The 25,016-nt window shown below is 48.4% G+C and carries 22 protein-coding genes; 6 read left to right on the top strand and 16 right to left on the bottom strand.

What is annotated here, in order from left to right:
* Positions 1 to 36 precede the first annotated feature (36 nt).
* Complete coding sequence (locus EDD67_RS08980; RefSeq protein ID WP_121440372.1) at positions 37 to 1,305, bottom strand: NupC/NupG family nucleoside CNT transporter; 1,269 nt, start codon at positions 1,303 to 1,305, stop codon at positions 37 to 39.
* Between the two features lie 226 nt (positions 1,306 to 1,531).
* Between EDD67_RS08980 and EDD67_RS08975 the strand changes: the two genes are divergently transcribed.
* Together EDD67_RS08975 and EDD67_RS08970 are read left to right on the top strand one after the other, a co-directional pair.
* Positions 1,532 to 1,906 (top strand): DUF5665 domain-containing protein, encoded by a 375-nt coding sequence (locus EDD67_RS08975; protein WP_093074142.1) that lies wholly within the window; start codon positions 1,532 to 1,534, stop codon positions 1,904 to 1,906.
* 6 nt (positions 1,907 to 1,912) lie between these two features.
* Positions 1,913 to 2,344, top strand: a complete 432-nt coding sequence (locus EDD67_RS08970) for a DUF948 domain-containing protein (RefSeq protein ID WP_093074140.1) — start codon at positions 1,913 to 1,915, stop codon at positions 2,342 to 2,344.
* A 215-nt stretch (positions 2,345 to 2,559) separates the two neighbouring features.
* On the opposite strand, the gene EDD67_RS13935 is transcribed toward EDD67_RS08970, so the two are convergent.
* A complete protein-coding gene (locus EDD67_RS13935) occupies positions 2,560 to 2,727 on the bottom strand; it encodes a hypothetical protein (protein ID WP_154718769.1) in 168 nt (55 codons plus the stop codon).
* Between the two features lie 60 nt (positions 2,728 to 2,787).
* Between EDD67_RS13935 and EDD67_RS08965 the strand changes: the two genes are divergently transcribed.
* A complete protein-coding gene (locus EDD67_RS08965) occupies positions 2,788 to 3,963 on the top strand; it encodes a DUF418 domain-containing protein (protein ID WP_123875828.1) in 1,176 nt (391 codons plus the stop codon).
* A gap of 207 nt (positions 3,964 to 4,170) precedes the next feature.
* On the top strand, positions 4,171 to 4,320 hold the full coding sequence (locus EDD67_RS13930; RefSeq protein ID WP_162843802.1) for a hypothetical protein: 150 nt from the start codon (positions 4,171 to 4,173) through the stop codon (positions 4,318 to 4,320).
* Positions 4,321 to 4,416: 96 nt separating this feature from the next.
* Here the strand turns inward: EDD67_RS13930 and EDD67_RS08960 are convergent, their stop codons facing one another.
* Positions 4,417 to 5,337: a diacylglycerol kinase gene (locus EDD67_RS08960; protein WP_093074136.1), complete on the bottom strand. Its 921-nt coding sequence runs from the start codon at positions 5,335 to 5,337 to the stop codon at positions 4,417 to 4,419.
* Positions 5,338 to 5,864: 527 nt separating this feature from the next.
* Between EDD67_RS08960 and EDD67_RS08955 the strand changes: the two genes are divergently transcribed.
* On the top strand, positions 5,865 to 6,068 hold the full coding sequence (locus tag EDD67_RS08955) for a hypothetical protein (RefSeq protein WP_093074134.1): 204 nt from the start codon (positions 5,865 to 5,867) through the stop codon (positions 6,066 to 6,068).
* A 117-nt stretch (positions 6,069 to 6,185) separates the two neighbouring features.
* Here EDD67_RS08955 and gatB read toward each other — a convergent pair whose 3' ends face one another.
* From gatB to EDD67_RS08905, 10 genes are all read right to left on the bottom strand, one after another.
* A complete protein-coding gene (gatB, locus tag EDD67_RS08950) occupies positions 6,186 to 7,619 on the bottom strand; it encodes an Asp-tRNA(Asn)/Glu-tRNA(Gln) amidotransferase subunit GatB (RefSeq protein WP_093074132.1) in 1,434 nt (477 codons plus the stop codon).
* A gap of 15 nt (positions 7,620 to 7,634) precedes the next feature.
* The gene (gene gatA / locus EDD67_RS08945) at positions 7,635 to 9,089 is read right to left on the bottom strand and encodes an Asp-tRNA(Asn)/Glu-tRNA(Gln) amidotransferase subunit GatA (RefSeq protein ID WP_121440369.1); all 1,455 of its coding nucleotides are present in this window, start codon (positions 9,087 to 9,089) and stop codon (positions 7,635 to 7,637) included.
* Between the two features lie 14 nt (positions 9,090 to 9,103).
* Positions 9,104 to 9,394, bottom strand: a complete 291-nt coding sequence (gene gatC / locus EDD67_RS08940) for an Asp-tRNA(Asn)/Glu-tRNA(Gln) amidotransferase subunit GatC (protein ID WP_093074128.1) — start codon at positions 9,392 to 9,394, stop codon at positions 9,104 to 9,106.
* Positions 9,395 to 9,532: 138 nt separating this feature from the next.
* On the bottom strand, positions 9,533 to 10,735 hold the full coding sequence (locus EDD67_RS08935) for a CamS family sex pheromone protein (protein WP_121440368.1): 1,203 nt from the start codon (positions 10,733 to 10,735) through the stop codon (positions 9,533 to 9,535).
* Positions 10,736 to 10,826: 91 nt separating this feature from the next.
* Positions 10,827 to 12,842 (bottom strand): NAD-dependent DNA ligase LigA, encoded by a 2,016-nt coding sequence (gene ligA / locus EDD67_RS08930; protein ID WP_121440367.1) that lies wholly within the window; start codon positions 12,840 to 12,842, stop codon positions 10,827 to 10,829.
* A 12-nt stretch (positions 12,843 to 12,854) separates the two neighbouring features.
* The gene (gene pcrA, locus EDD67_RS08925; protein ID WP_242006046.1) at positions 12,855 to 15,092 is read right to left on the bottom strand and encodes a DNA helicase PcrA; all 2,238 of its coding nucleotides are present in this window, start codon (positions 15,090 to 15,092) and stop codon (positions 12,855 to 12,857) included.
* A gap of 93 nt (positions 15,093 to 15,185) precedes the next feature.
* Complete coding sequence (pcrB, locus tag EDD67_RS08920; protein ID WP_121440366.1) at positions 15,186 to 15,878, bottom strand: heptaprenylglyceryl phosphate synthase; 693 nt, start codon at positions 15,876 to 15,878, stop codon at positions 15,186 to 15,188.
* A gap of 119 nt (positions 15,879 to 15,997) precedes the next feature.
* The gene (locus EDD67_RS08915; protein ID WP_093074162.1) at positions 15,998 to 16,297 is read right to left on the bottom strand and encodes a YerC/YecD family TrpR-related protein; all 300 of its coding nucleotides are present in this window, start codon (positions 16,295 to 16,297) and stop codon (positions 15,998 to 16,000) included.
* 54 nt (positions 16,298 to 16,351) lie between these two features.
* Positions 16,352 to 17,428 (bottom strand): DUF3048 domain-containing protein, encoded by a 1,077-nt coding sequence (locus tag EDD67_RS08910; RefSeq protein ID WP_158638249.1) that lies wholly within the window; start codon positions 17,426 to 17,428, stop codon positions 16,352 to 16,354.
* Between the two features lie 48 nt (positions 17,429 to 17,476).
* Positions 17,477 to 19,222 carry an adenine deaminase C-terminal domain-containing protein gene (locus tag EDD67_RS08905; protein ID WP_121440364.1) on the bottom strand — a complete coding sequence of 582 codons (1,746 nt, stop codon included), beginning with the start codon at positions 19,220 to 19,222 and terminating at the stop codon, positions 17,477 to 17,479.
* Positions 19,223 to 19,589: 367 nt separating this feature from the next.
* Between EDD67_RS08905 and EDD67_RS08900 the strand changes: the two genes are divergently transcribed.
* The gene (locus EDD67_RS08900; RefSeq protein ID WP_121440363.1) at positions 19,590 to 21,128 is read left to right on the top strand and encodes an AbgT family transporter; all 1,539 of its coding nucleotides are present in this window, start codon (positions 19,590 to 19,592) and stop codon (positions 21,126 to 21,128) included.
* Between the two features lie 353 nt (positions 21,129 to 21,481).
* Here the strand turns inward: EDD67_RS08900 and EDD67_RS08895 are convergent, their stop codons facing one another.
* From EDD67_RS08895 to purH, 3 genes are all read right to left on the bottom strand, one after another.
* Positions 21,482 to 22,081 carry an NAD(P)/FAD-dependent oxidoreductase gene (locus EDD67_RS08895; protein ID WP_121440362.1) on the bottom strand — a complete coding sequence of 200 codons (600 nt, stop codon included), beginning with the start codon at positions 22,079 to 22,081 and terminating at the stop codon, positions 21,482 to 21,484.
* A gap of 71 nt (positions 22,082 to 22,152) precedes the next feature.
* Positions 22,153 to 23,436 (bottom strand): phosphoribosylamine--glycine ligase, encoded by a 1,284-nt coding sequence (gene purD, locus EDD67_RS08890; protein WP_121440361.1) that lies wholly within the window; start codon positions 23,434 to 23,436, stop codon positions 22,153 to 22,155.
* 40 nt (positions 23,437 to 23,476) lie between these two features.
* Positions 23,477 to 25,015: a bifunctional phosphoribosylaminoimidazolecarboxamide formyltransferase/IMP cyclohydrolase gene (gene purH / locus EDD67_RS08885; RefSeq protein ID WP_121440360.1), complete on the bottom strand. Its 1,539-nt coding sequence runs from the start codon at positions 25,013 to 25,015 to the stop codon at positions 23,477 to 23,479.
* Between the last annotated feature and the right edge of the window lies 1 nt (position 25,016).

Below are 25,016 nucleotides of genomic sequence, written 5' to 3'. Positions count from 1 at the left end.
TTTCTATAATGTGAGAGCTGCTGAGGCAACTCTTTGTTAAAAAAACATTCCTGCAATTGCCGCGTTAAGCAATGAAGCAAGCATACCGGCAGCGACCGCTTTCAAACCGAGCTGGGCGATATCGGATCGTCTTGATGGAGCTAATTTTCCCAGTCCTCCCAATAATATCCCTAAAGAGGAGACGTTTGCAAATCCGCACAAAGCAAAGGTAACGACAAGAACCGTTTTTGGATCGAGCGCATCAATTTCCGGCGCAAAATTTGCATACGCGACAAACTCATTTAAAATCAGCTTTTGTCCGATAAATGAGCCTGCATCAAACGCTTCTGCCCACGGGACACCAATCATAAAAGCAAGCGGGGCAAACAGTGCACCGAAAATATTTTCTAAAGTTAAAGCCTCAAATTCCATTCTAAAATCAGAACCGAACCAGCTCATTAACGTGTTGACGGATTCATTCACGCCCGTCTGCACACCGCCGAGAAGCCCGTTGATTAAAGCGATCAAGGCAATAAAAGCTAACAGCATCGCTCCGATGTTTAGCGCCAGCTGCAACCCCGTGCTCGCGCCGCGCGCCGCTGCATCAATTACGTTGAAGGATTCCTTGTCATCGCCCATCGTCATTTCTTCCCGCTCATCCGAGGTAGCAGCAGGATCTGTTTCGGGCATAATCATTTTTGCCATTACAAGACCCGAAGGAGCCGCCATAAAGCTCGCGGCCAAAAGATACTCAAGCGGAACGCCCAACAAAGAGTAACCGATTAACACCGAGCCGGCGACAGACGCCAACCCTCCGGTCATAATCGCAAACAGTTCTGAACGCGTCATTTTTTCTAAAAACGGTTTAACAACCAGCGGCGCTTCTGTCTGGCCGACAAAAATATTTGCGGCAGCGGATAATGATTCCGGCTTGCTCGTGCCGAGAAGTTTCGACAGTGCACCTCCGACAATCTTGACGATCCATTGCATAATACCTATGTAGTATAAAACTGAAATCAGCGATGAAAAGAAAATCACAACGGTCAATACTTGAAATGCAAAGACATTGCCGTCTTCTGGAAGCACCGGTCCAAAAAGAAAATTAATCCCTTCATCGGCGTATTCAATGACATTTGTGACACCAAACGTCAATACTTGAAGCGCATTTTGCCCGACTTCCGATTCCAGCACCAAAAACGCAAACGTCATTTGAATCGCTAATCCGCCTAATATCGTTCGCGGACGAATCGCTTTTTTATCGCTCGAAATTAAAAAAGCGATTGCGAAAACCGTTAAAATCCCCATGATTCCCCATAATATATTCATTGCCGCTCACCTCTTAGATGCAAGTAGTATTCTGAAATTTCCGCAAAGTAGATCAGACGTCTAACGTCTTGTTGTACATTCTTCACTTTAGCAAAACTGTTTGTAAATTGAAACCCCTTCCAATAATTTTTTCAGGCATGGAACTTTTGCAGGAATTGGTTTACAATAATAGTGATCGTGGAATAGTCAAAGAGTACACAGAGATCATTCTGAAGGAGAGGATTATGTGAGCGTCTCCCGCGATCAGGAAGAAAAGAAAATTCAGTCAAAAACACGAGGCGATCAAAAGCGCCAGGAAGAAAACGAACGCTTCGAAACCTTGCTTGATAAACTGGAAGAAATGACGACAAAAGGCCGTCTAAAAGACATGGCTTATCATTTCACAAATAAAAAAGAAGTGATTAAAACCAATCTCATCGCCGGTGTCGCCCGCGGGGTCGGATTAACGCTCGGCACGGCTATTGTATTGGGTTTGCTGTTTTATATACTCAGCCAAGCTGTTTCACTGCCGTTAGTCGGTCAATGGATTGCAGAATTTCTTGATATGATTCAACAATATCAAAACGGCGCAGATGTCGCCGCGATAAATTTAAAGGAGTGATTACATATGGATTGGTTAGGAATTGGCGTATTTATTTTAGGCTTGGCATTTGCCGGCTTGGTCGTGATTTTAATTCCGGTGATGAAAAAACTGACGGCAACACTCGGCAACACCGCAGACACGGTCAGTACGGTTAATAAAAGCGTCGGTGAAATGACAGGCGAAATCACCGTGATTCTGCACAACGCTAACGAAACGTTAACCGATGTGCACGGCAAGATGGAAAAAGTGAACCCGGTTTTTGATATTATTCACGATACCGGGCAAGCAGCGCACCACTTAACTTCTACACTTGTCCGCTTTACCGGTCAAAAAACAGACAAAGCGAAAGAAGGTGCTGATGCGATTGACCGCAGCCAGCTCGAAGGTCTTTTGCGCGGAGCGGCTTTTTTCTATTATTTGAAACAAATGAGCAAAACAGACAAAAATGAAGCCTGACAAGAAAAAGCCCTCATTCAGATGAGGGCTTTGCAGACTGTAGACACACTATATTTTTATGTCAGCCATGAATCCACTATCCTCCGCTTGCCCCGGGCAAGGACTCAGCTAGGATTCGGCGGCCTGAGGCTGCCGAATCCGGATCTTCGTCTCTTGCTTTCCCGGAGGCGTCGGAGGAGTGGATGCATGGCTTCTTTTTTATAAATACACTCGCTTCAAAAAAGAGGATGACCCAGCATCCCGGCTTTTTCCCGCGGGAAAGCGAGACAGACGAGACCCTGCAGGGCGTCAGCTCGAAGCGGCTCGGCGCTCGCCCGCAGGAAATAAGCCGGACGATGCGTCGTCATCCGGTCTTTAATCAAGTTAACATCTGACGATAGCATGACTTTGTCAACACTCTGAAGCCCTCATTCAGATGAGGGCTTTGTTATTTGAAAGGTGGTGTGAATCTGATCGCAGAGAGAAAACATCCGCAACGGCTTGAACATGTTGACAGTTTACGGGGCTTCGCACTCTTTGGCATTCTGCTCGTAAATATGCTCGCTTTTCAGTACGGTATGTATGGATTCAAAACGTTGTCACCCGGTACGGCCGACACAGGCGACGGCGCCGGATTATTGCTGATCGAGTGGCTTTTTCAAGGAAGTTTTTACCCGGTTTTTTCGATTCTCTTCGGCTTTGGCGGCGCTTTAATGTTTATGAGTGCAGCGAAAGCAGGCAAACCGTTTTACTCCATTTACGCCCGGCGTTTATTGATTTTATTGTTCATCGGCGCTGCCCACTTATATCTCCTCTGGGACGGCGACATTTTGCTGACGTACGCCTTGACTGGTTTTGTGTTTACCGCCTTTCTTGCAGCGCAGGCGAAAACGATCTTGATTTGGATTGTCTCGCTCGCCTTATTTATCATCCTTCCAGCGCTCGGCGGCGACCCTGGTATGAACGAAGCGAAACTGTTTGCTGATTATATCGAAGCCGAGCAACATATCCTCGCAGAAGGAACGTACCGAGAAGTTCTCGATTTGCGAATTTCAGGCGATCCGTATGAAAAAGCCGGCATTTCTCAACTGGCAGCGATCTCCTCGTTTATCTTTATGCTTGGACAAATTTTATTTTTATTTTTAATCGGCTGCTACATTGCCAAAAAAGAATGGATGCACAACTTGCAAACTTACCGCAATATTTGGCAGACAATCTTTTGGACGGCCCTTCCTGCCGGTTTGCTTCTTAAAGGCATGATGGTTTTCACCGCCGGCTGGGATTATGCGGGCTATATGATCGGCGGACCGCTGCTTGGATTAGGCTGGATAGCCGCCTTTAATTTAAACTATTTCCGTTTCACTAGAACCGGCTTAAACCGCGGCCTTGCAGCTGTGGGAAAAACAGCTTTAACCAATTACCTCGGACAATCGTTTGTTATGACATCGGTTTTTTACGGCTATGGCCTGGGTCTTTTTGGAAACCTCGGCATTTTGCCGGGAATCCTGCTTGTTGCCGTCCTTTTTATCATGCAAATGATCATCAGCACCCATTGGCTGAACTATTTCACACTGGGTCCAATGGAATGGCTCTGGCGCAGCGGCACATATATGAGAATTGTTCCGATTCGGCGGCAATGATTCCCCCGTTGCTCGCATTTCCCTGCTTCAAACATAAAACCCCCGCCTCAGCGGGGGTTACAGGTTGTAGACAAATTATTATTTTGACCTCAGCCATGAATCCACTACCCTCCGCTTGCCCCCGGGCAAGGACTCAGCTAGTATTCGGAGGCCTGAGACCGCCGAATACGGATCTTCGTCTCTTGCTTTCCCGGAGGCGTCGGAGGAGTGGATGCATGGCTTCTTTTTTTTATGAATAAACTCGCTTCAAAAAAGAGGATGACCCAGCATCCCGGCTTTTTCCCGCGGGAAAGCGAGACAGACGAGACCCTGCAGGGCATCAGCCCGAAGCCGCCCGCGCTCGCCCGCAGGAAATAAGCCGGACGATGCGTCGTCATCCGGTCTTTAATCAGGATAACATATGACGATAACATGACTTTGTCAACACTCTGAAAAACCCCGCCTCAGCGGGGTTTATTCATGATCTGCTACACAAGGAAGATCAATATCCGGGATAATCATGTCGATGTGGGCATGGAGGTTGATAAACTCGCCGGGAAGCTTCCCGCCGTATTCACCGTCAACGTTTAAAAGCATTTCAGAAGCCGCACTGACATCAATTCGCTTAGCCTGGCGGTAAAGCACGCGCGGGTCATCCAAATGTTCCCCGCGCAAAGCGGCGCCGGCTAAGCGGACAACATCAGCGAGATTCGTCTTTTTAACAAGAATCATATCAAAATATCCGTCATTAATCCGCGCGTTCGGCGCAAGTTTCTCATTGCCCCCGACGGAGTTTGTATTCGCGATTAAAAACAGCATGATTTCGCCTTCAAACCGTTCGCCATCATAGTCAATGACGACTTCTGTCGGCCGGATCCGCGGCAATTTCTCAATCCCTTTGATATAGTAAGCTAACTGGCCGAGCATTGTTTTAAGCCGGCCCGGCACTTCGTAAGTCAGCTCCGTCAGCGTACCGCCCCCGGCAATATTTATGAAATATTCTGCACCGATCTTGCCGATATCAACGGGAAGCGTTTTGCCTTTTGTTAATTGGTCACAGGCTGTCGGTAAATCTTTTGCAATATGAAGCGCTCGGGCAAAATCATTCGTCGTGCCGCCGGGCAAAATCGTCAGCTTCGGTCGATGCGGCTTCTCAGCCATCCCCCGCACCACTTCATTAATCGTCCCGTCTCCTCCCGCGGCAATGATCAGATCATAATGATCGTCACAGGCAGCTGCAGCCGCTTTTACGGCACAGTCTTCTCCTTTCGTCGCATGAGCCGAGGTTTCATAACCTGCCTCTTCAAATGCGTTTAATATGTAAGGCAAATGTTTTTTCACTTGTTCTCTGCCAGACTTTGGATTGTATATTAACCGTGCGCGCTTCGCCGTCATGCCAAAACCTCCAAACCGGTGCTTCTCTCTCACTCGCTACACCGACAGTATACATGGATTACACCGTAAAGAAAAGGAATTCGCCAGAGAACAATCGATTCTGACTTGTTCAATTCCGTTATCACAAGAAAACGGCCCCTGCCTCAATTACCGAGACGGGGCCGTTACGTTTTTAAGTCACATTCCATAAATTGATTAACCATCTCCTTTGCAATCATCGTGTATACAAGTCCGTTAAACATTGTTTGGACTTAAACGTATCGCTGCCCTCCTTTACATGATGGTTGCAGGTATTACGACGGCTTCCCTCCTTCGACAAATTTAAGCAATCTTTATTGCTTAGTGGTAGCGTACACAATATATTAATAATTGTAAATATTCAGATTTTTATTTCTGCAGCGATTATCTCTTTCATTCTTAAAAATTCACGATTTTCCTTGAAAATAATAACTTTTTCAACTTTTCAGTATTTTTTACAGACATACAATTTAAACCATGTTACATTACAAGTAGAAAGGAGGGATAAGTTGACATCTCGTTTTCGTTGGCTGCTCGTAACTGCGCTCTTGCTTATCACAATTTTCGCCGGTCTCTCATACTTAACACAGCAAAACCTTGCCGAAGCGGAAAACCTTTGCGAGGAAACAGGAGGCACGCCGAATATCGAACAATCTTGGTTTCCGTTAGACCTTGACTTTGAATGCCGTTCACCTTTATCTGAAATGAATTAAGCAAAACGTAATACATACAAAAGCCGCTTCCGCATTGTGGCGATCCCCAAAAGTGAGATCCGTTGATCTGGCTTTTGGGGATCCGATCGCACAGTGTGTCGGAAGCGGCTTTACTTATCAGCGTTTCTTTATCTCTTCAGTTAACAGTTCGTTTACCATTTGCGGATTCGCTTTGCCGCGGCTTGCTTTCATCACTTGACCGACTAAAAAGCCGATCGCTTTATCTTTGCCGTTTTGGTAATCTTCAACCGACTGCGGGTTTTGATCGAGCGCATCGTTGACCATCGCGCGAATCGCCGCGTCATCACTGATTTGTACGAGACCTTTTTCTTTCACGACTGTTTCAGGATCGCCGCCGTTTTCAATCAGTTCTTTAAAAACTTGCTTGGCAATCTTTGATGAGATCGTTCCTTTTTCAATCATATTGATCATGTCCGCGAGCGCTTTAGGTGTCAGCGGAACATCTTGCATCTCTAACTCGTGCTGATTTAAATAAGCGTTCACTTCACCCATCAGCCAATTCGCCGCTTGTTTAGCCGGGCCGCCCTCAGCGAGCACTTCTTCAAAGAAATCGCTCATCGCTTTTTGTTTCGTTATGACTTCCGCATCGTAAGCCGGCAGCCCATGCGTTTCAATGTATCGTTTTTGTCTCGCATCAGGAAGTTCAGGAATTTGTTTTCTGATGCTTTCTTTCCAAGCTTCGTCTATATTCAGCTTGACAAGGTCAGGATCTGGGAAGTAACGGTAATCGTCCGAACCTTCCTTCACACGCATCAAGATCGTCTTCTTAAGTCCTTCATCCCAACGGCGCGTTTCCTGGAGAATCTCGCCGCCTTCATTTAACACCTCTGCCTGCCGCTCTTCTTCATGGGCGAGACCTTTTTGCACGTGCGTAAACGAGTTTAAGTTTTTCAGCTCGGTCTTCGTGCCAAACGGCTCTGTGTCTTTCGGACGCAGGGAAATGTTCGCGTCACAGCGAAGCGAACCTTCTTCCATTTTACAGTCGGAAACTTCCGTATACTGCATAATCGCCTTCAGTTTTTCCAAATACGCATAAGCTTCTTCCGGGCTTTCAATGTCCGGTTCTGAGACAATCTCGACCAGCGGGGTTCCGACACGGTTGTAGTCGACGAGCGAATAACCATCCTCTTCCATATGCGTCAGTTTTCCTGCGTCTTCTTCTAAATGAAGCCGGGTAATCCCGATTCGTTTAGATTGACCGTTGACGTGAATATCAATCCAGCCGTTTTCTCCGATCGGCTGATCAAATTGCGATATTTGGTAAGCCTTTGGGTTGTCCGGGTAAAAGTAATTTTTCCGGTCAAATTTCGTTTCTTCAGCGATTTCACAATTTAAAGCCATCGCTGCTTTAACGGCGAAGTTCACGGCTTCCCGGTTCAAAACAGGCAATACGCCGGGATGACCGAGACATACAGGGCATGTATTTGAATTCGGTTCAGCGCCAAAAGCGTTCGAACAGCTGCAAAATATTTTCGAGTTCGTTTTCAGTTCAACGTGCACTTCAAGTCCAATGATCGTTTCAAAATTCATACGTCTCCCCCTCTCTTACAGATCCGGCTTTGCCGTGTGGAAATCGGTCTGTTGTTGATAAGCATTTGCAACTTGCAAGACAGTCGCTTCGTCAAAATGTTTACCGATGATTTGCAGGCCGACCGGCAAGCTGTCAGAAAATCCGCACGGCACACTGATCGCAGGAACACCGGCGAGATTAACCGGGATCGTCAAAATATCGTTCGCGTACATTGTTAAAGGATCGTCCAATTCTTCCCCGAGACCAAACGCTGTCGTCGGCGCTGTCGGTCCAATGATCAGGTCAAAACGCTCGAAAATTTTATCAAAATCTTGTTTAATCAACGTCCGGACTTTTTGCGCTTTTTTGTAATAAGCGTCATAGTAACCGGTGCTTAAAGCGAACGTTCCCAGCATAATCCGGCGTTTAACTTCTTCGCCGAACCCTTCGCTTCGTGATTTTTTATACGTATCAATTAAATTATCCGACTCGTGGCGCACGCCGTAACGAATCCCGTCAAAACGGGCCAAATTTGCCGAAGCTTCTGATGAGGCAAGAATATAATACGTCGGCAGCGCGTATTTCGAATACGGGAGCGACACTTCTTCCCAAGCGATCCCTTGTTCTTCTAAAACTGCGATCGCCTCTTTCACCCGGGATTTAACCCCTTCATCAATGCCATCGCCTAAGTATTCCGCCGGAACCGCCGCCTTTAAGCCGCTGACATCGGCGTATAATTTTTCTGTGTAATCGGGAACATCGACATTTGCACTCGTCGAATCCGCGGCATCGTGCCCGGCAATCGCCTGCATAACATAGGCGCTGTCCTCGGCTGAGCGGGTAATCGGACCGATTTGATCGAGCGAAGACGCGTAAGCGACGAGCCCGAAACGTGACACCCTGCCGTACGTCGGCTTTAATCCTGTCACACCGCAGTAAGAGGCCGGCTGCCGAATCGAGCCGCCTGTATCGCTTCCGAGCGTAAACGGTACTTCTCCGGCTGCAACAGCTGCTGCCGAACCGCCGCTTGAACCGCCGGGAACTTTCGCAAGATTCCAAGGGTTTTTCACCACATGAAACGATGAATTTTCATTCGAGGAACCCATGGCAAATTCATCCATATTTAACTTGCCGATCGTCACCGTTCCAGCTTCGTGGAGACGGTTAACTACGGTTGCATTATGAATCGGATCGAAGTTTGACAAGATCGCGCTTGCGCACGTCGTCGTAATATCTTTTGTAACAATATTGTCTTTGATGCCGACCGGAATGCCCGCTAATACCGCAGATGCTGTCATCTTTCCGTCCATCAGCTGCATATCCAGGCGGTCTGCTTCAAGGCGGGCACCTTCTTTATCAAGCCGTAAAAATGCTCCGACTGTTCCGTCCACTTCTTCAATCCGTTCGATCGATGCATCAACGAGCTGCCGAACAGTGATGTCGCCTGAAGCTAATTTTTCTTTCATTGTCTTTATTGATTGGTCTATCATTTATCGTCACCTCCCTATTCCAAAACGGACGGCACTTTATACTGGCCGTTTTCTTGATCTGGCGCATTTCTCATTGAGTTTTCACGTGCAGGGGACGGCTTCGTTTCATCTTCGCGCAAAACGTTATGCACCTCTGTTGCGTGCGACGTCGGCTCGACCCCGTCTGTATCAACTTCGTTCAACTGTTCGGCAAATTCAATAATTTGACCGAGCGTATCAGTGAATTCATTCAATTCTTCGTCAGTAAAAGACAAACGGGCTAAATGAGCAACATGCTCGATTTGTTCTTTCGTTATACGGGACATCTCTCCACCTCCGTTTAATAGGCTGTTGTTATCTGAATTGTCAGCAATGAATTGATCATATCAAATTGCTGTAATGCAGGCAATCCTGCCCAAAAGAAATACTGCTGAACAAGACGATGTTCAGCAGCTTGCCGTTCGTTACGATCGGTTAATATGAATATAAGGTTCCTGACCGGGATGGTGAATGACAATGCCTTCAGAGCCGTTGACAGAATTCAAATATAAATGAACAGGCACTTGAGCGTTTAAGGTGTCCTCCAGTTCCCCGGCGATAAATTGTGCCAAAGCGATGACTTCTGCTTGTCCCGGTGATTGAAGGTTTATATCGATCACCATTTGATCCAAGTTGCCGTCTTTATAGCGCCCGTTCCCAATAACACCGACTGTACGGCCGTAAAACTCATCGATCCCTTCTGTAAACTGAGTAAAATTCGCCGACAGGTTGGCGTCTTTCTCACGCGCCTCCGCAGACGGGAAAACGAGCTGTTCTTCGCTGATCGCTTCCCATTCAGTAATCTCCGTTTCTCCTTCGGGAACATCTGCCATTTGATAAAATGATCCCGGTGCAACCGCTCCGCGTTCTTCTTCACGGTAGAAAACGACTTGAATCGGCACCTCTTCAGCACCTTCTTTTGCCCGCATCCGTTCAACCATCACTTGGGCAGCCTGTTCAGCATGTTCATCAGCGTAGTTTTCATCTACGTTTTCTTCATGAAAATACAGGCCGCCGTCGTCATCTTCCGTTTGAAAATAATAAACAGAACGGATCGACACCCCGAGGACAATCCCGCTTAAGCTTACATCGTCATCGCCGTTTCCGGAATAATAATTATGCTCCATAATATGCGAAATGACGAGCGGCTGATCACGCATTTGTTCTTCTTGGTCGTCACCGTCTCCCAAAGACGGATTCAATCCGAATTCATAGCCTTCTTCGTCCGCTTGACGCCGAAGCCAATAATTAATTTCATTTCCGGATAAAAAAGTGCCTTCAGAAAAATAGTAGTCATCCGGGCTGAACCGGTCTGTCGCTATTTCCATTAAACCCATCTCAAACTGATCGATATCGATTCGGTTGCCCATCGCGTGAGCCACATTTCCCCGCGCTTCGCTGCGCTCGTAAGTCCCGTCGCGCAAAACGTTGCGGTAGAAATCGTCCGGTGAATCAATCGTAGGCGTCACTCTGTATTCCGGCTCTTCTTCCTCTTCTTCTGTTTCCTCAACGACGATGACATCGTCTTCATTTTCCTCTTCGTTCGCTTGATTCACATCCGGCGCGCAGCCAGTTAAAACAGCGAGCCCGGCGGCAAAGAAGAAAACCGTGCCTGTGATTTTTTTCATGATTACACTCTCCCGGTTACAATTAAGACAGTTTTATTTTCTCACAATCTGGCAAAGCGGTCTACCAGGAGGCAGCAAGAGTTTTCAGCATCTAGTTGTTCGCTGTTTCTGCACGGAATGTTTCTTCATCCCATATCTCAATCCCCAGCTCTTCCGCTTTAGCACGTTTGGATCCGGCTTTTTCTCCGGCGATTAAAATGTCTGTGCTTCCTGTAACGCTAGACGTCACACTCGCGCCGAGAGCTTCTGCAGCTGCTTTGGCATCTTTGCGGCTGTATGTCTGAAGCGTTCCTGTAATGACGACCGTTTTGCCGGTTAAAGCTGAATCTGCCTCTTGTGCCTGATTCGATGTTGGACCGGTATACGTCATATTAACGCCTTCTTGCCGAAGTTCTTCAATCAGCTCACGGACGCTCTCCTGCTGAAAATAAGCTGCGATTGCTGAGGCCATCTTTTCACCGATTTCATCAACCGCTTCAAGCTCCTCTGTGCCCGCTTCCATTAAACGGTCGATCGTTTCGAAGCGTTCCGCGAGCGTGCGGGCGGCCTTCGAACCGACATAACGAATCCCGAGACCAAAGAGCAGCTTATCGAGTGAATTCGACTTTGTTGTTTCGATCGCTTCGAGCAAATTGCTCGCTGATTTATCACCCATTCGTTCAAGCGCAATAAGTTCAGCTTTTTCCAAACGATACAGATCGGCCACACTGCGGACTAAGTTATGTTCAAACAGCTGTGTGACGACACGCTCGCCGAGGCCGTCAATATTCATTGCATCGCGTGATGCAAAATGAATCAGCCCTTCACGAATTTGCGCCGGACAGGCCGGATTCACGCAGCGAAGCGCCACTTCTCCGTCCAGACGCACGGTTTCTGCCCCGCATTCCGGACAGTGTTCCGGCATGTAAAAATCGCGTTCCTCGCCGCTGCGCTGACCTGTTAAAACGTTGACGACCTTAGGGATGATATCTCCCGCTTTTTTAATCGTAACTTTGTCGCCGATTTTTACGTCCTGCTCACGAATGAGATCTTCATTATGCAGCGAAGCGCGCGACACGGTCGTGCCCGCCACCGACACCGGTTCAAGAATCGCTGTCGGAGTGATCACTCCGGTGCGGCCGACGCTGAGCTCGATATCAGTCAGCGTTGTAATCACTTCTTCCGCCGGAAACTTAAACGATGTCGCCCAGCGCGGACTCTTCGCCGTGTAACCGAGCTTATCCTGTTCGCTTAAGTTATTCACTTTAATCACGACGCCGTCGATTTCATACGGCAAGTCTGCCCGTTTTTCCACCCAGGATTCACAAAAAGCGATCACATCTTCAATGTTATCAAAGCGCCTGATCTCCTCGTTCGTCTTAAAACCGAGTTCAGAGACATAGTTAATCGCTTCTTCGTGCGATTGAATCGCCGTGTTTTCTGTCGCCGCAATCGCGTAGGCAAACATGTCCAGATGACGCTTCGCCGCGATTTTCGGATCAAGCTGCCGGAGCGAACCTGCGGCAGCATTGCGCGGATTGGCAAAAACCTGTTCTCCATTGGCTTCCCGCCGTTTATTCAGATCGTGAAAAGATCTTTTCGGCATAAACGCCTCGCCGCGAACTTCAATCGTAACAGGTTCGGCAAGTTTCAGCGGAATCGAACGGATCGTTTTTAAATTTGCCGTGATATCCTCACCCACATCGCCGTCACCGCGGGTTGCACCTTGCACAAATACACCGTCTTCGTATTTTAACGTCACTGCGAGCCCGTCGATTTTCATTTCGCATACGTATTCCGGTGAATCGCCGAGCCCTTCGCAAACACGGCGGTCAAAATCGCGGAGTTCTCCGGCATCAAACGCATTGGAAAGACTGAGCATCGGGCGTTCGTGTCTCACCTTTTGGAACTGCTCAAGCGGCTCGCCGCCGACGCGCTCTGTCGGCGAATCGGCCCGTTTAAATTGCGGATAATTGTCTTCCAGCTCGCGCAATTCGCGCAGAAGCTGATCGTATTCGGCATCGGAAATTTTCGGATCATCAAGAACGTAGTAATCGTGTGCGTAACCGTTCAACTCATCTGTTAACCGATTGATCTGCTGTTTTATTGAAGACTCGTCTGTAGCCATTGTCGTCGCTCCTTATTCTTTCGTGATCGGTGCGAATTTCGCTGCCAGCCGTTTGACGCCGACTTCAGGAAAAGCGATATCCAACTCCGTATTTTCCCCGTCTCCGCGGGCGCTGACGACAGTGCCGACTCCCCACTTCCCGTGTTTCGCTTTATCGCCGACGTGCCATTCAAATGACGCGCCTCCGGTCGATGTCGGCTGCGGTTTCGGACTTCGGGCAGACTGTGCTCCAACGCGCGCCCCGGTTGCATCGGAGCGCTCCGCCGCTTCTTTTTTCCACGGCAAATCTTTATCTTTCGGGAGCCCGCCATCTTTTGCTTTTCGTTCAATCAGTTCGTCGGGAACCTCGCTTAAAAAGCGGGAAGCAGGATTCGCATTTGTTTTACCAAACATTGTTCTCCTTGCTGCTCTTGTCATATACAACTGTTTTTCCGCCCGGGTAATGCCGACGTACGCCAAGCGGCGCTCTTCTTCCATTTCCTTTTCTTCCATCAAAGAACGGCTGTGCGGAAATACCCCTTCTTCAAGCCCGATGAGAAAAACGTACGGAAATTCGAGACCTTTGGCAGAATGCAGCGTCATCAACAGCACTTTTTCTTCTTTTTCGTCTTCTTCCTCCACTTTATCAATGTCCGCGACAAGTGCCAGATCGGTTAAAAAAGCAATTAATGTTTTGTCTTCGCTCGCATCTTCAAATTCTTTAGCAACGGTCAAAAATTCATCAATATTTTCCAATCGGCCTTCAGATTCGAGGGATTGATCCTCTTTCAACACTTTGCGATAACCGGTCTTTTCTAACAGTTCTTCAATCAGCTCACTGACAGGAAGATAGTCCTGCATTTGTATCCAGTTGCGCATATGATCGCGGAACGCTTCGAGACTCCGGGTGAACCGTGCACTCAGTCCGACTTGACTGACTTCATCAAGCATTTCCATTAAGCTGATATCGCGGTCTGCTGCATAACGGTCTAATTTATCGACGGTTGACTGGCCGATCCCCCGTTTAGGAACATTGATAATCCGCCGCAGACTGATATCATCATCCGGGTTGGCAATCACGCGCAAATAGGCGAGCAAATCTTTGATTTCTTTACGGTCGTAGAACTTCGTCCCGCCGACTATCGTGTACGGCATATTCGACTTTACGAGCAGTTCTTCCATCACACGCGACTGCGCGTTTGTGCGGTACAATACGGCAATATCAGCCGGGGTTGCTTCATTTTGCTTGATCTTTTCTTGAATTTCACCGACGATAAAGCGGGCTTCTTCGTGTTCGTTGCCTGCTTCATATTGGACGATTTTTTCGCCCGGATGATTATCCGTCCAAAGATTTTTCGGCTTCCGGCCTTGATTTTGATCGATGACCTTATTCGCCGCATCCAAGATCCGTTTAGATGAACGGTAATTTTTTTCAAGCATGACGACTTTCGCGTCCGGATAATCTTTTTCAAACGATAAAATATTTTGAATATCGGCGCCGCGCCATTTGTAAATCGACTGATCGGAATCCCCGACAACGCACAAATTTTTGTGACGTTCAGCCATCAGGTTAACGAGCACGTACTGGGCACGGTTCGTGTCTTGATACTCGTCGACCATAATGTAGCGGAACCGGCGCTGATAGTATTCCAGCACTTCGGATACTTGTTTAAACAGTTTAATCGTTGTCATAATCAGATCGTCAAAATCGAGCGCCTGATTGCGCTTAAGTTCGCGCTCATAAGCTTCATACACTTGCTGCACAGTTTGTTCGTAGTAGGAATTCGCTGTTTTGCCGTAATCAGCAGCTGTTTTCAGTTCGTTTTTCGCCGAACTGATCGACCCGAGCAATGTGCGCGGATCGAATTTTTTTGAATCAATATTCAACTCTTTAACAATCCGCTTCAACACCGTCTGCTGGTCGCTCGCATCCAAAATCGTGAAATTGCGGCTGAAACCGATCCGGTCGATATCCCGCCGCAAAATGCGGACACACATCGAGTGAAACGTCGACACCCACATTTCTTCCGCTTCCGGACCGACATTTTTCGCAACACGTTCTTTCATTTCGCGCGCAGCCTTATTCGTAAACGTTATCGCCAAGATCGACCAATGCGGCACGCCTTTTTCGCCGATAAGGTACGCGATCCGGTTCGTTAATACCCGTGTTTTTCCGCTTCCGGCACCGGCCATAATCAATAGCGGCCCATCGGTATGCTGCACGGCTTCTTGCTGTTCAGGGTTGAGCCCCTTTAACATTGCTTCTTTCATTATGATCACCATCCAAACATACGTTCTTATATTTGCAGTTTACTTGACTTTCGACAAAAAGTACAGCCGCCAAAGCGGCTGCCGATCGGTTCGTTACGCGTATGTTTTGACTGCCCCGACAGTTTTCAACGCATTTTTGAGATCATCGTAAATCACGTTGCCGACAACGATCGTATCCGCGCTGGCAGCCATTTCTTCCGCCTGTTCCGGCGTGGCGATTCCCCCGCCGTAAAAAAGCTGCGACTGTTCAAGCGTCCGGTTTACTTCATCTACTGTCTCTGGACAGCCGTACGTCCCGCTGTATTCCAAATAAAAAATCGGCATATGAAAAAGCTGATCAGTCATCCGTGCGTAAGCAACCACATCCTCTGTGTCCAGATTCGTGTTCGCTCCGGTGAGCTGGGCAACCGTTGAGTCTTCATTCAGGACACAATAGCCTTCTGAAAGCACTTCTTGAAACGGCATCATATGTCCGTATTCTTTCAACGCCCGGTGATGCAAGCCGTTCAGCCAAGTTACTTCAGCGGCATTTAAAACGGACGGAATTAAATAATAATCAAAGCCGGGCGACAAAGCTTGAATTGTACTCACTTCTAAAGCACACGTGACGCTGTATTGACGAACGCGCATAAGTAAATCCAATGTATTTTCTTCCGTTACGCCGTCGCTTCCGCCAATAATGATTGCATCTGTTCCTGACTCGGCCAGCTGCTCCAATGCATCATCAGACAGCGGCTTAGCCGGATCCAGTTTAAAGACGTGACGCCATTCGTAGTACGGTTTCATCGTTAAAATTTCCCCTTCATCGTTTCATTCTCATTTCTTCAAACAGTATATCAAAAATCACCGCCGTTCTCGAGATAAAAAAGGACCCGAAGCCGATTCGCTCCGAGTCAGACGTTCTTTTATTCATGCTTTTGATAAACGCGGTCAAGCGAAAACCTGTACCCTTCGTTGCCGTAATTAATGCAGCGTTTCACCCGGGAAATCGTCGCGGTACTGGCACCGGTATCTTTTTCAATATGCTGATACGTATCGCCGTCCATAAGCATCCGGGCAACCTCTAAACGCTGCGCGAGCGATTGAATTTCGTTCATCGTGCATAAGTCATCGAAAAACTGATAGCATTCTTCTTTATCTTTTAAGCTTAAAATCGCTTCAAACAGCTGATCCAATTCTTTTCCGCGCAATTTATCAATTTGCATCTTTCTCATCCGCCCTTTCTGTTCATACGTATTCACGTTAAAAATCTGCTTCGTTTAAAAATCAACCCGGTCGTTTAGACCGCCGCCAGCTTTTTCGATGAAGTGGACCCAGGTCTGACCCGGAAGCAAACTCAGTTCAGTTTCGTCTTTATAAGGCAAGATCAGTCCGTCTTCATTTCGCCAGGATACTTCTCGAACAAGGCCTTCCTGCAAGAGCAGGCCCTTACCGCCCGATTCGATATCAATGTCTCTTCGCCCCTGATCATCGACAACGTCATGACCGGTCTCAACCAGCAGCACATTGCGCGCTGATTGCGGGGATCCTGATTGTTTATCTTTCATTGCCTCGCCCCCGACAGTCCGCATGTATCCGTATCTTTCGTCAAACTCCCACTCAACATTGTTATCAGCGCTGTTTAAATCTATATGAACATGTTCAGCTTGTTCGCCTTGCGCGTTTGAAAGTTCGTCTGTGAACGGCAGTTCCGGCGGTTTCGGTCCGTCTGTTGCTACACCCGCCTCTTCGGCTGCAGAAAATACACCTCCGACAGACGTGTAGACGTCATGCGGCGCAGGACGGCTGTCAATTCGGTCAAAATAATCCGTATATTGCAGCGCATCGACAAAATCATTTCCGCTTTCTAAGCGGGTCCGGGCATCCGGACTGCCTCCTGCGGAAACGAAGCCGGCGTTCAGCTGTTCAGCTGCTTTGACAAAGTAACTGCGCGCGCTGCGCACATTGCCGATTCTCTCCGCTTCTTGACTGTGATAAACCGCCAGCAGACGGGTAATTCGCCCTTCCGTCAATGCTTCATAGACAATATCCGCATCATTTAACCCCTGTTGCGGTCTCGATAATGCCGAATCCTCGATCATCAGGCCAAAAGCGCGATGGTCGACGCTGTTGTCCGTTTTCTTCCCTGAAAGGGGATACATATTTTCTTTATCTTCATTTGAATCATTCGATGAAACGGGGTCGTTTTCTTCTGTTTCATCCTTGTCATCCGGCTGATCAGCTTCACTGTTTACACTTGCACCTGCATTGCCGTTGCCAGAAGCGCTGTTATCAGCACTGCTGCAGGCGCCTGCGAGAAGCAAAAGCAGCAAGATAAACGAACGTGTTTTCCGCATGCACCGTTCACCTCTGTATTGTAGTATATCTGCTGTTACTTTCATAGTTTAACGCATAATCGAAGGAAAGAGTACCCTTTTCTTTTTTACATCATAAATCCCTTTTTGTGTGACTCTGACGTACGGAAGATGCGTTGACGACAGAAACAGCAAGCTGTAAATCGGGTCATTAAACGGGTAACACCGTGCAAACAATTCAGCGCGCAAATGATTTTCTTCCGTGGTTAAACCGCCGTCAATCGGTTTTTCCGAGAAAGTACCGCCGATCGTAAGCGGAATCGAAGCAGCCGGACCGTTTTGATCAAGCAGCACGATCCCGCCCCGCTGTTTTTTTAATGCCTGAAAGGCTTGAAGCAAACCGTGTTTCGATTTGCCGATTAAAATGATGTCTCCCGTAGTCGAGTAACTGCTCGCAAACCCGTATATATGTGCGGCAAAACCTTTTATCAGGGTCGTCACCGACCACTTGCCAAAGCGGTCCACTAACAATAAAAAGCATTCATCGCAGTCATCGGGCAATGAATCGCCTGTCATATCAAGCTGAATTTGATACGGCTTCATAATGACTTCATTCACCATTTCAACACCGAGCGGGATGGAAAAATGCAAGTCATTCCACGTCAGTTCCCACTCAGGATTAAACGGGGTGAAGCCAAATGAAGCCCAGTCGATCCCTCTTTTTGGAAAGACAGGCCGGTTATCTTTTCGCACCCACTCGCCTTTCGCCAGGACGTCAGTCGGTTTAGCCGACGTAAGTTCCGGCAGAAAATTAATGTTTGCCAGCCTGCCGGGAGCGATTATCCCGATCGTGTCATCAAGATGAAAATAGCGCGCCGGATTTTTTGTGCACATGAGAACGGCATCAATAAAAGGCACGCCCGCAGCCACTGCTTTATCAATCAGCATATCCATCAATCCTTCTTTGATAAAGTGCGGCGGCGATCCGTCTGTCGTCATCATCAGATCGTCGTAACCGACCTTGCCTGTTTGTTGCAGTCCGCTGATAATTGCCGGCAAATCAGGCCTGATTGATGAATAGCGAAGCGATGCTGTCATCCCGGCATCAAGCCGGGCAAGCACATCCTCAGCTGTCATCGATTCATGATCACCGTCGACACCAAGCAAAGCCATTTTCGCCAACGTTTCTTTGCCGGCTCCGGGCAAGTGTCCTTCGATCGGCTTATGGGCTTGTTTCGTTTCCAGCATCCAATGTAAAATTTCATCATTTCCTTCTAAAACTCCCGGCCAATCAGTTAATTCACCGCCTTGAACGACATAGGGGTGATCGAGCCAAGCTTTCATCGCCGAATAGGAGAATATATGATGTTGGTTAATTAAAGCAGTCTGACCGTCATAACGCGCCCACCAGAGCATGACAGCCGGGGTTTGCTGAATTTCCTCAATTAAACGGAGCGCGTCAGCTGTTTCCAAATGCAGAATAAACGGTAAGTTATCATTCACAAATGTCGTCGTTCCTCGCTCTGCACCGAAGCGGGCGAGCGTGAGCGGGTTGTAAAGCTGGAACGGATGGGCATGATGCTCAATATAGCCGGGAACTAAATAAAATCCTTCAGCATCGATCCGCTCGATTCCATCCATTGAAGAAGGCAGAGCTTCTCCGACATAAACGATCCGGCTTCCGTCCAGCCAAATATGTCCTTTTTGCCAAATTTTTCGCATGCTGTTTAAATAAGTCCCGTTTTCAATCACAGCTGTCGGCTGCTCTTCGCCGCTGACGATATGTAACTGCCGGCGTATTTGCTTTTTCGTCCAATACCGTGAAATGCTCTGCACCGCTTCTCACCTTCCTTTGAAAAAAAAAGATCGAAAGACCTACAAAAAAATTGCCGCCTTGTTCGGCTTACACATCGCAAAAATAGCGTAGAACCGGAGAAAACCAGTAAACGCTTACATAATTTTAACATATCTTTGCTTTGCACCGTTACGGGCTTTTTTTATCCATTCCAAACGGCAAGGACTTTTTTCTTTTTCACACACAACCATCGTCTCAGGAATAATTTTTTAGAATAGTTTCATTATTTCATCAATTTATGGAAGTATTTATTATTCTTTTGAAAAAATGTATACTTCCCCGTATTGAGTACGTCTTTATTCAAAACTTTTTTTCAGAAAATTTCCACTAACGAAAGGAGTAATTATGATGGCTAAAGAACGCAGAGGCTTTTTTCAGCGGTTTCTGGACATGATTGAACGTACCGGTAACCGGCTTCCGCATCCGATCACCCTGTTTGCCATGCTCGCCGGCATGGTGCTTGTGTTATCCGCACTGATTTCTTGGACAGGGGTTACTGTAGAACATCCGGGCGAAGAAGGCGAGATGGTCTCTGTTCAAAACTTGTTGAACGCCGAAGGGGTCGAATACATATTTACAAGTATGGTCGATAACTTTATCGGCTTCGCCCCGCTTGGTGTTGTACTTGCGACGATGCTAGGAATCGGCTTAGCTGAACGCACCGGGCTAATCAGTGCTGTACTGCGCGGATTTGTCCTTTCGGTGCCGCAAAAATTGATTACCGGCGGCCTTATTTTCGCGGGGATTATGTCCAGTGTCGCATCAGACGCCGGTTACGTTGTTCTTCCGCCGCTTGGTGCGGTCATTTTTGCCGCGCTCGGACGCCACCCGCTCGCCGGCTTAGCTGCCGCGTTTGCCGGTGTATCAGCCGGATTCAGCGCAAACTTATTCTTATCAGCAACTGACCCGATGCTCGGAGAACTGACAATTAACGCAGCTGCGATCATCGATGAAGGCTATGCTGAAACAATGAACATCGCGATGAACTATTATTTCATCGTCGCCTCTGTCTTTTTGCTGACGATCGTCGGTTCGATCGTCACGGAAAAAGTCGTTGAACCGCGTCTTGGCACGTACGAAGGGGATTATAAAGAAGATTTAAACGGATTAGAACCGATTGAGCGAAAAGGAATTATCTGGGCTGTTACCGCAATGGGGCTCGGCTTTGTCGGTGCGGTTCTGCTCGTTGCCTTGCCGAATGCACCGCTTCGCGGGGATGAAGGCGACACCGTGCAGCAAATTATTCAATCGCCGTTTATGGCCTCACTCGTGCCGATCATTGCTTTACTGTTCTTTATTCCCGGACTCGTCTACGGAATCGTGACAAAGAACATCACAAACGACAAAGACGTTGCGCATCAATTGTCTGACACGATGGCTTCGATGGGTATGTTTATCGTGTTGGCCTTTACTGCCGGTCAGTTTGTTGCTTACTTTTCTGAATCTAACATGGGACTTGTCCTCGGTGTTTACGGCGCTGAATTCCTTGAAGCCGCCAATTTAACCGGAATTCCGTTGATTTTAGGCTTCATCGTCGTTGCCGGTTTCATTAACTTGTTTGTCGGAAGCGCCTCCGCCAAATGGGCAATGATGGCTCCGGTGTTTGTGCCGATCATGATGCAGCTCGGCTATTCGCCGGAAATGACCCAAATGGCTTACCGCATCGCCGATTCGACGACGAATATCATCACACCGTTGATGACGTATTTCGCCGTGATTATCGCGTTTGCCCAGAAATACGATAAAAATATGGGTATCGGTACAATGATTTCAGTTATGTTCCCGTTCACCGTATGGTTTTCCATCGCCTGGACGATTATGCTGATTATTTGGATGCTCTTAGGCCTGCCGCTTGGACCAGGTTCACCAATCGAATACACTGGCTGATAAAGACAAAAACGCCCTCCTGCATTTCAGGAGGGCGTTTCAGCTTGTAGACAAACGATTATTTTGATGTCAGCCATGAATCCACTGCCCTCCGCTTGCCCGGGCAAGGACTCAGCATCCCGGATTTTTCCCTACAGGATAGCCAAACAGATGAGACCCTACAGAGCCATAAGCCGAAAGATGCGCAGTCATCCTCTTCGATTCAAACTGCGCCGTTTCCATATTGTTCTGCGAAGTAAGAAAGCCACGCAGCAACTTCCTCCGACGCCTGTAGGAAAAGCAAGCGGAGGTTAGTTGCTGCGCGGCTTACGTCAAAATAATGATAGTTTGTCTAAACACTGAAACTTTAGCGCTTATGAATCATGCCACACATGGGCTTTGCCTTTTTCTTTCGAGATGATTTCCATCGCCGTCTGTGTTCCTTGGCCTGCGGCAATAATGCTTTGCGTCGGCACGCCTGATAACAAACCGGCGACATAAAATCCCGGAACATTTGTCTCCCCGCTCCAAGAGCCGCCTTTTATCCGGGAAATTTTCCCGCTTGGTACAGCGGGGCTGACCTCAGTTTCTATACCGAGATCTTCAAGCGGTTTTTTATTTATGTTGGACGCGGCAATCACGTAGTTTGCCGAAAATGAGCGTTCGTTGCCTTCCGCATCCGCGACAGTCAATAGAAACCGGCTGCCGTTAGTTTCCCCGGTTTTAACGGCGGCAACTTTTTCTTTTTTCAGTTCAGCGCCAAAAGATTCGGCTTGTTTTCGCATCCGGCTTAACAATTCGTCTCCGGTAATCGCCTCAGGAAAACCCGGGTAGTTTTGTACATGTTCAATCGGGCGAAGCTGTGATTTATTCTGATCAAACACAACCGTAGAAAATCCCGCTTCAGCCGTGTAAATCGCTGCGGATAAACCGGCGATTCCCCCGCCGATAATTGCAATGTCTGCAGAGTTCATACTATTTCCTCCTTGTTGCTTTTCCTGCCACTATACACCCCAGGGTACTAAAATTCAAGCCTTCAGCAATGTCAGTTTAACACTTTGCCGGCAATATCTTTGCGGTAATACATCCCTTCCCACTCGCCTGCTTCAAGCACCTGATACGTCTTTTTTACTGCTTCATCAAGCGCCGGTGCAACGGTTGCAAGCAAAAGTACACGGCCTCCGGCTGTTTTCCACGCCCCGTCGCCGCCGGTTGATTCGTCATCTTTTGTTGTCCCGGCGTGAAACCATTGTTGGGCAGTCGGCTCAACCAAGGAAGGAAGCTGAAACGGCCAGCCTTTTTCATAAGGTCCGGGGTAACCGGAAGAGGCCACAACAACACCCGCGCACGATTCTTCTGTCCAGTCTAGCTCAATTTCTTCCCCGGCAAGAATACGCATCATCGCGAGAAATAAATCGCTTTTTAACCGCGGTAACACAACTTGTGTTTCCGGGTCGCCGAATCGGGCGTTAAATTCGATCACTTTCGGACCTTTTTCTGTAATCATCAACCCGGCATATAAAACGCCGGTAAACGGTCGACCCTCTTTTGACATCCCGCGTGCTGCCGGGCGGAGAACTTTTTGCATAATCTCGTCTGTATACGATGCGTCTAAATGCGGCACCGGTGAGTAGGCCCCCATCCCGCCGGTATTCGGTCCGGTATCGCCGTCACAGGCGCGTTTATGATCTTGCGCGCTGACGAGCGGGACAACCGTCTCGCCATGTACAAGCGCCATGACAGAAAGCTCTTCTCCTCTCAGACATTCCTCAATCACGACCGATCGCCCAGCATCACCAAACGCTTTGGCTGTCATCATGTCATCAAGCGCATGATATGCTTCCTCGTTTGTCTCCGCGACAACGACACCTTTGCCGGCAGCAAGACCATCCGCTTTCACAACAATCGGCGCGCCGCATGTATCAACGTACGCTTTCGCCTCAGCAATGGAGGAAAAGGACTGATAGGCTGCTGTCGGAATCTGATAGCGGTCCATGATTTTTTTCGCAAACTCCTTGCTTCCTTCAATTTCCGCCGCCGCTTTTGTCGGCCCGAACACACGCAGACCGGCCTCTTGAAAAACATCGGTAATCCCTTCGACAAGCGGCCCTTCCGGCCCTGGAACGATTAAGTCTACCTTCTCTGCAAGTGCCAGCTCTTTTAGCGCTTCATGGTCGCTTTCAGCGATTTCAATCACCCGGCATCCGGGAACATAGCTCATCGCGTCGCTGCCAGGCGCCACTAAAATCTCGCTGACTTTCGCCGATTTTGACATCGTCCAAGCGAGCGCATGTTCACGCCCGCCGCTTCCGATCAGCAACACTTTCATCGGTTTTATTCCCCTTCCTGCTTAGTATATCTTTCACCGTCTAATGTTTAAAATGACGCACACCGGTCATGACCATTGCAATCCCGTATTCATCCGCCTTATCGATCGATTCTTGATCGCGTTTGGAACCGCCCGGCTGGATGATTGCCCGCACACCTGCTCTGGCCGCTTCTTCAACCGTATCCGCCATCGGAAAGAATGCATCAGAGGCCATCACCGAGCCGTCCGCTTTCTCCCCGGCGTGCTCAAGAGCAATTTTCGCTGCGCCGACGCGATTCATTTGGCCTGCTCCGACACCGATCGTCATATCATCTTTCGCTAGCGTAATCGCATTTGATTTCACATGTTTGACGACTTTCCAAGCGAGCTTCATTTGTTCCAGTTCACGGTCGGAAGGTTTGCGTGCCGTCGGAATCGTTGCTTCAACATCTTCATAGCTGATTGTGTCGGTTTCTTGCGTAAGGGCGCCGCCGGCGACAGTCGTCACCCGCCGTTCACTCGTTTGGTGATTCGGCAAATCGATTTTCAACAGACGGATGTTTTTCTTTTGCGTCAAAACCGCCAGCGCTTCCGCAGAAAATCCCGGAGCAATGACGATTTCCAAAAAGATCTCGCTCATTTTTTCCGCCGTTTCTCCGTCTATTTCACGGTTCGACGCGATGATTCCGCCAAAGATCGAGGTCGAATCCGCTTCGTAAGCTTTCGTCCAGGCATCATATACGGAAGCGCCCATGCCGACGCCGCAAGGGTTCATATGCTTGACGGCAGCGACAGCCGGTTCTTTAAAGTCACGCACGACGGCCATGGCCGCATCGGCATCATTGATATTATTGTAAGACAGTTCTTTGCCGTGTAATTGTTCCGCTTTCGCTAACGAAGCAGGGTTGCCGAGCGGACGCTCATAAAAAGCGGCATTTTGATGGGGGTTTTCTCCGTAGCGAAGCGATTGCTTTAAATTATACGTTAGCGTTAATTTCTCCGGCGATTCCTCGCCGACACTCGTCGTTAAATACTCGGCAATGAGCGCATCGTATGCGGCAGTGTGCCGAAATGCCTTCGCCGCCAGTTTGCGTTTCGTCATTAACGACGGACTGCCGCCTGTTTCTTTCAGCTCGCTCAATACATCCGGGTAATCTGCTGCGTCGACGAGGACCGTGACATCCTGATGGTTTTTCGCTGCCGAACGGATCATCGACGGTCCGCCGATATCGATATTTTCCACCGCATCGTCAAACGTCTTCTCCGGATCTTCCAGCGTTTGCTGGAAGGGGTAAAGGTTAACGGCAACGATATCAATCGGTGCGATTTTCTGTGCCTTCATCGCATCAGTATGGGCAGGCTCGTCCCGCTTGCCGAGCAGTCCGCCGTGAATCAGCGGATGCAATGTTTTTACGCGTCCGTCCATGATTTCCGGAAACCCGGTAACTTCCTCGATTCCGGTTACGTTCAACCCTGCTTCTTCCAAGGCCCGTTTCGTGCCGCCGGTCGAGATCAATTCGATACCGAGCGCGGCGAGTTCTTCCGCGAAAACTGTAATTCCTGTTTTATCAGAAACGCTGATTAATGCCCGTTTTGCCAAA

It is taken from the genome of Salisediminibacterium halotolerans (assembly GCF_003814815.1).
Taxonomy (GTDB): Bacteria; Bacillota; Bacilli; order Bacillales; family Salisediminibacteriaceae; genus Salisediminibacterium; species Salisediminibacterium halotolerans.
Note: the sequence above shows the minus strand (reverse complement) of the source record. Positions and strands in the feature narration are given on the sequence as shown.

What these genes read in the sequence shown, in the direction of transcription:
- EDD67_RS08980 (WP_121440372.1), bottom strand. Translation starts at nt 1,305, where the DNA reads ATGAATATATTATGGGGAATCATGGGGATTTTAACGGTTTTCGCAATC.
- EDD67_RS08970 (WP_093074140.1), top strand. Translation starts at nt 1,913, where the DNA reads ATGGATTGGTTAGGAATTGGCGTATTTATTTTAGGCTTGGCATTTGCC.
- EDD67_RS13935 (WP_154718769.1), bottom strand. Translation starts at nt 2,727, where the DNA reads ATGCTATCGTCAGATGTTAACTTGATTAAAGACCGGATGACGACGCAT.
- EDD67_RS08960 (WP_093074136.1), bottom strand. Translation starts at nt 5,337, where the DNA reads ATGACGGCGAAGCGCGCACGGTTAATATACAATCCAAAGTCTGGCAGA.
- gatB (WP_093074132.1), bottom strand. Translation starts at nt 7,619, where the DNA reads ATGAATTTTGAAACGATCATTGGACTTGAAGTGCACGTTGAACTGAAA.
- gatA (WP_121440369.1), bottom strand. Translation starts at nt 9,089, where the DNA reads ATGATAGACCAATCAATAAAGACAATGAAAGAAAAATTAGCTTCAGGC.
- gatC (WP_093074128.1), bottom strand. Translation starts at nt 9,394, where the DNA reads ATGTCCCGTATAACGAAAGAACAAATCGAGCATGTTGCTCATTTAGCC.
- EDD67_RS08935 (WP_121440368.1), bottom strand. Translation starts at nt 10,735, where the DNA reads ATGAAAAAAATCACAGGCACGGTTTTCTTCTTTGCCGCCGGGCTCGCT.
- ligA (WP_121440367.1), bottom strand. Translation starts at nt 12,842, where the DNA reads ATGGCTACAGACGAGTCTTCAATAAAACAGCAGATCAATCGGTTAACA.
- pcrA (WP_242006046.1), bottom strand. Translation starts at nt 15,092, where the DNA reads ATGAAAGAAGCAATGTTAAAGGGGCTCAACCCTGAACAGCAAGAAGCC.
- pcrB (WP_121440366.1), bottom strand. Translation starts at nt 15,878, where the DNA reads ATGAAACCGTACTACGAATGGCGTCACGTCTTTAAACTGGATCCGGCT.
- EDD67_RS08915 (WP_093074162.1), bottom strand. Translation starts at nt 16,297, where the DNA reads ATGCAAATTGATAAATTGCGCGGAAAAGAATTGGATCAGCTGTTTGAA.
- EDD67_RS08910 (WP_158638249.1), bottom strand. Translation starts at nt 17,428, where the DNA reads ATGCGGAAAACACGTTCGTTTATCTTGCTGCTTTTGCTTCTCGCAGGC.
- EDD67_RS08900 (WP_121440363.1), top strand. Translation starts at nt 19,590, where the DNA reads ATGGCTAAAGAACGCAGAGGCTTTTTTCAGCGGTTTCTGGACATGATT.
- EDD67_RS08895 (WP_121440362.1), bottom strand. Translation starts at nt 22,081, where the DNA reads ATGAACTCTGCAGACATTGCAATTATCGGCGGGGGAATCGCCGGTTTA.
- purD (WP_121440361.1), bottom strand. Translation starts at nt 23,436, where the DNA reads ATGAAAGTGTTGCTGATCGGAAGCGGCGGGCGTGAACATGCGCTCGCT.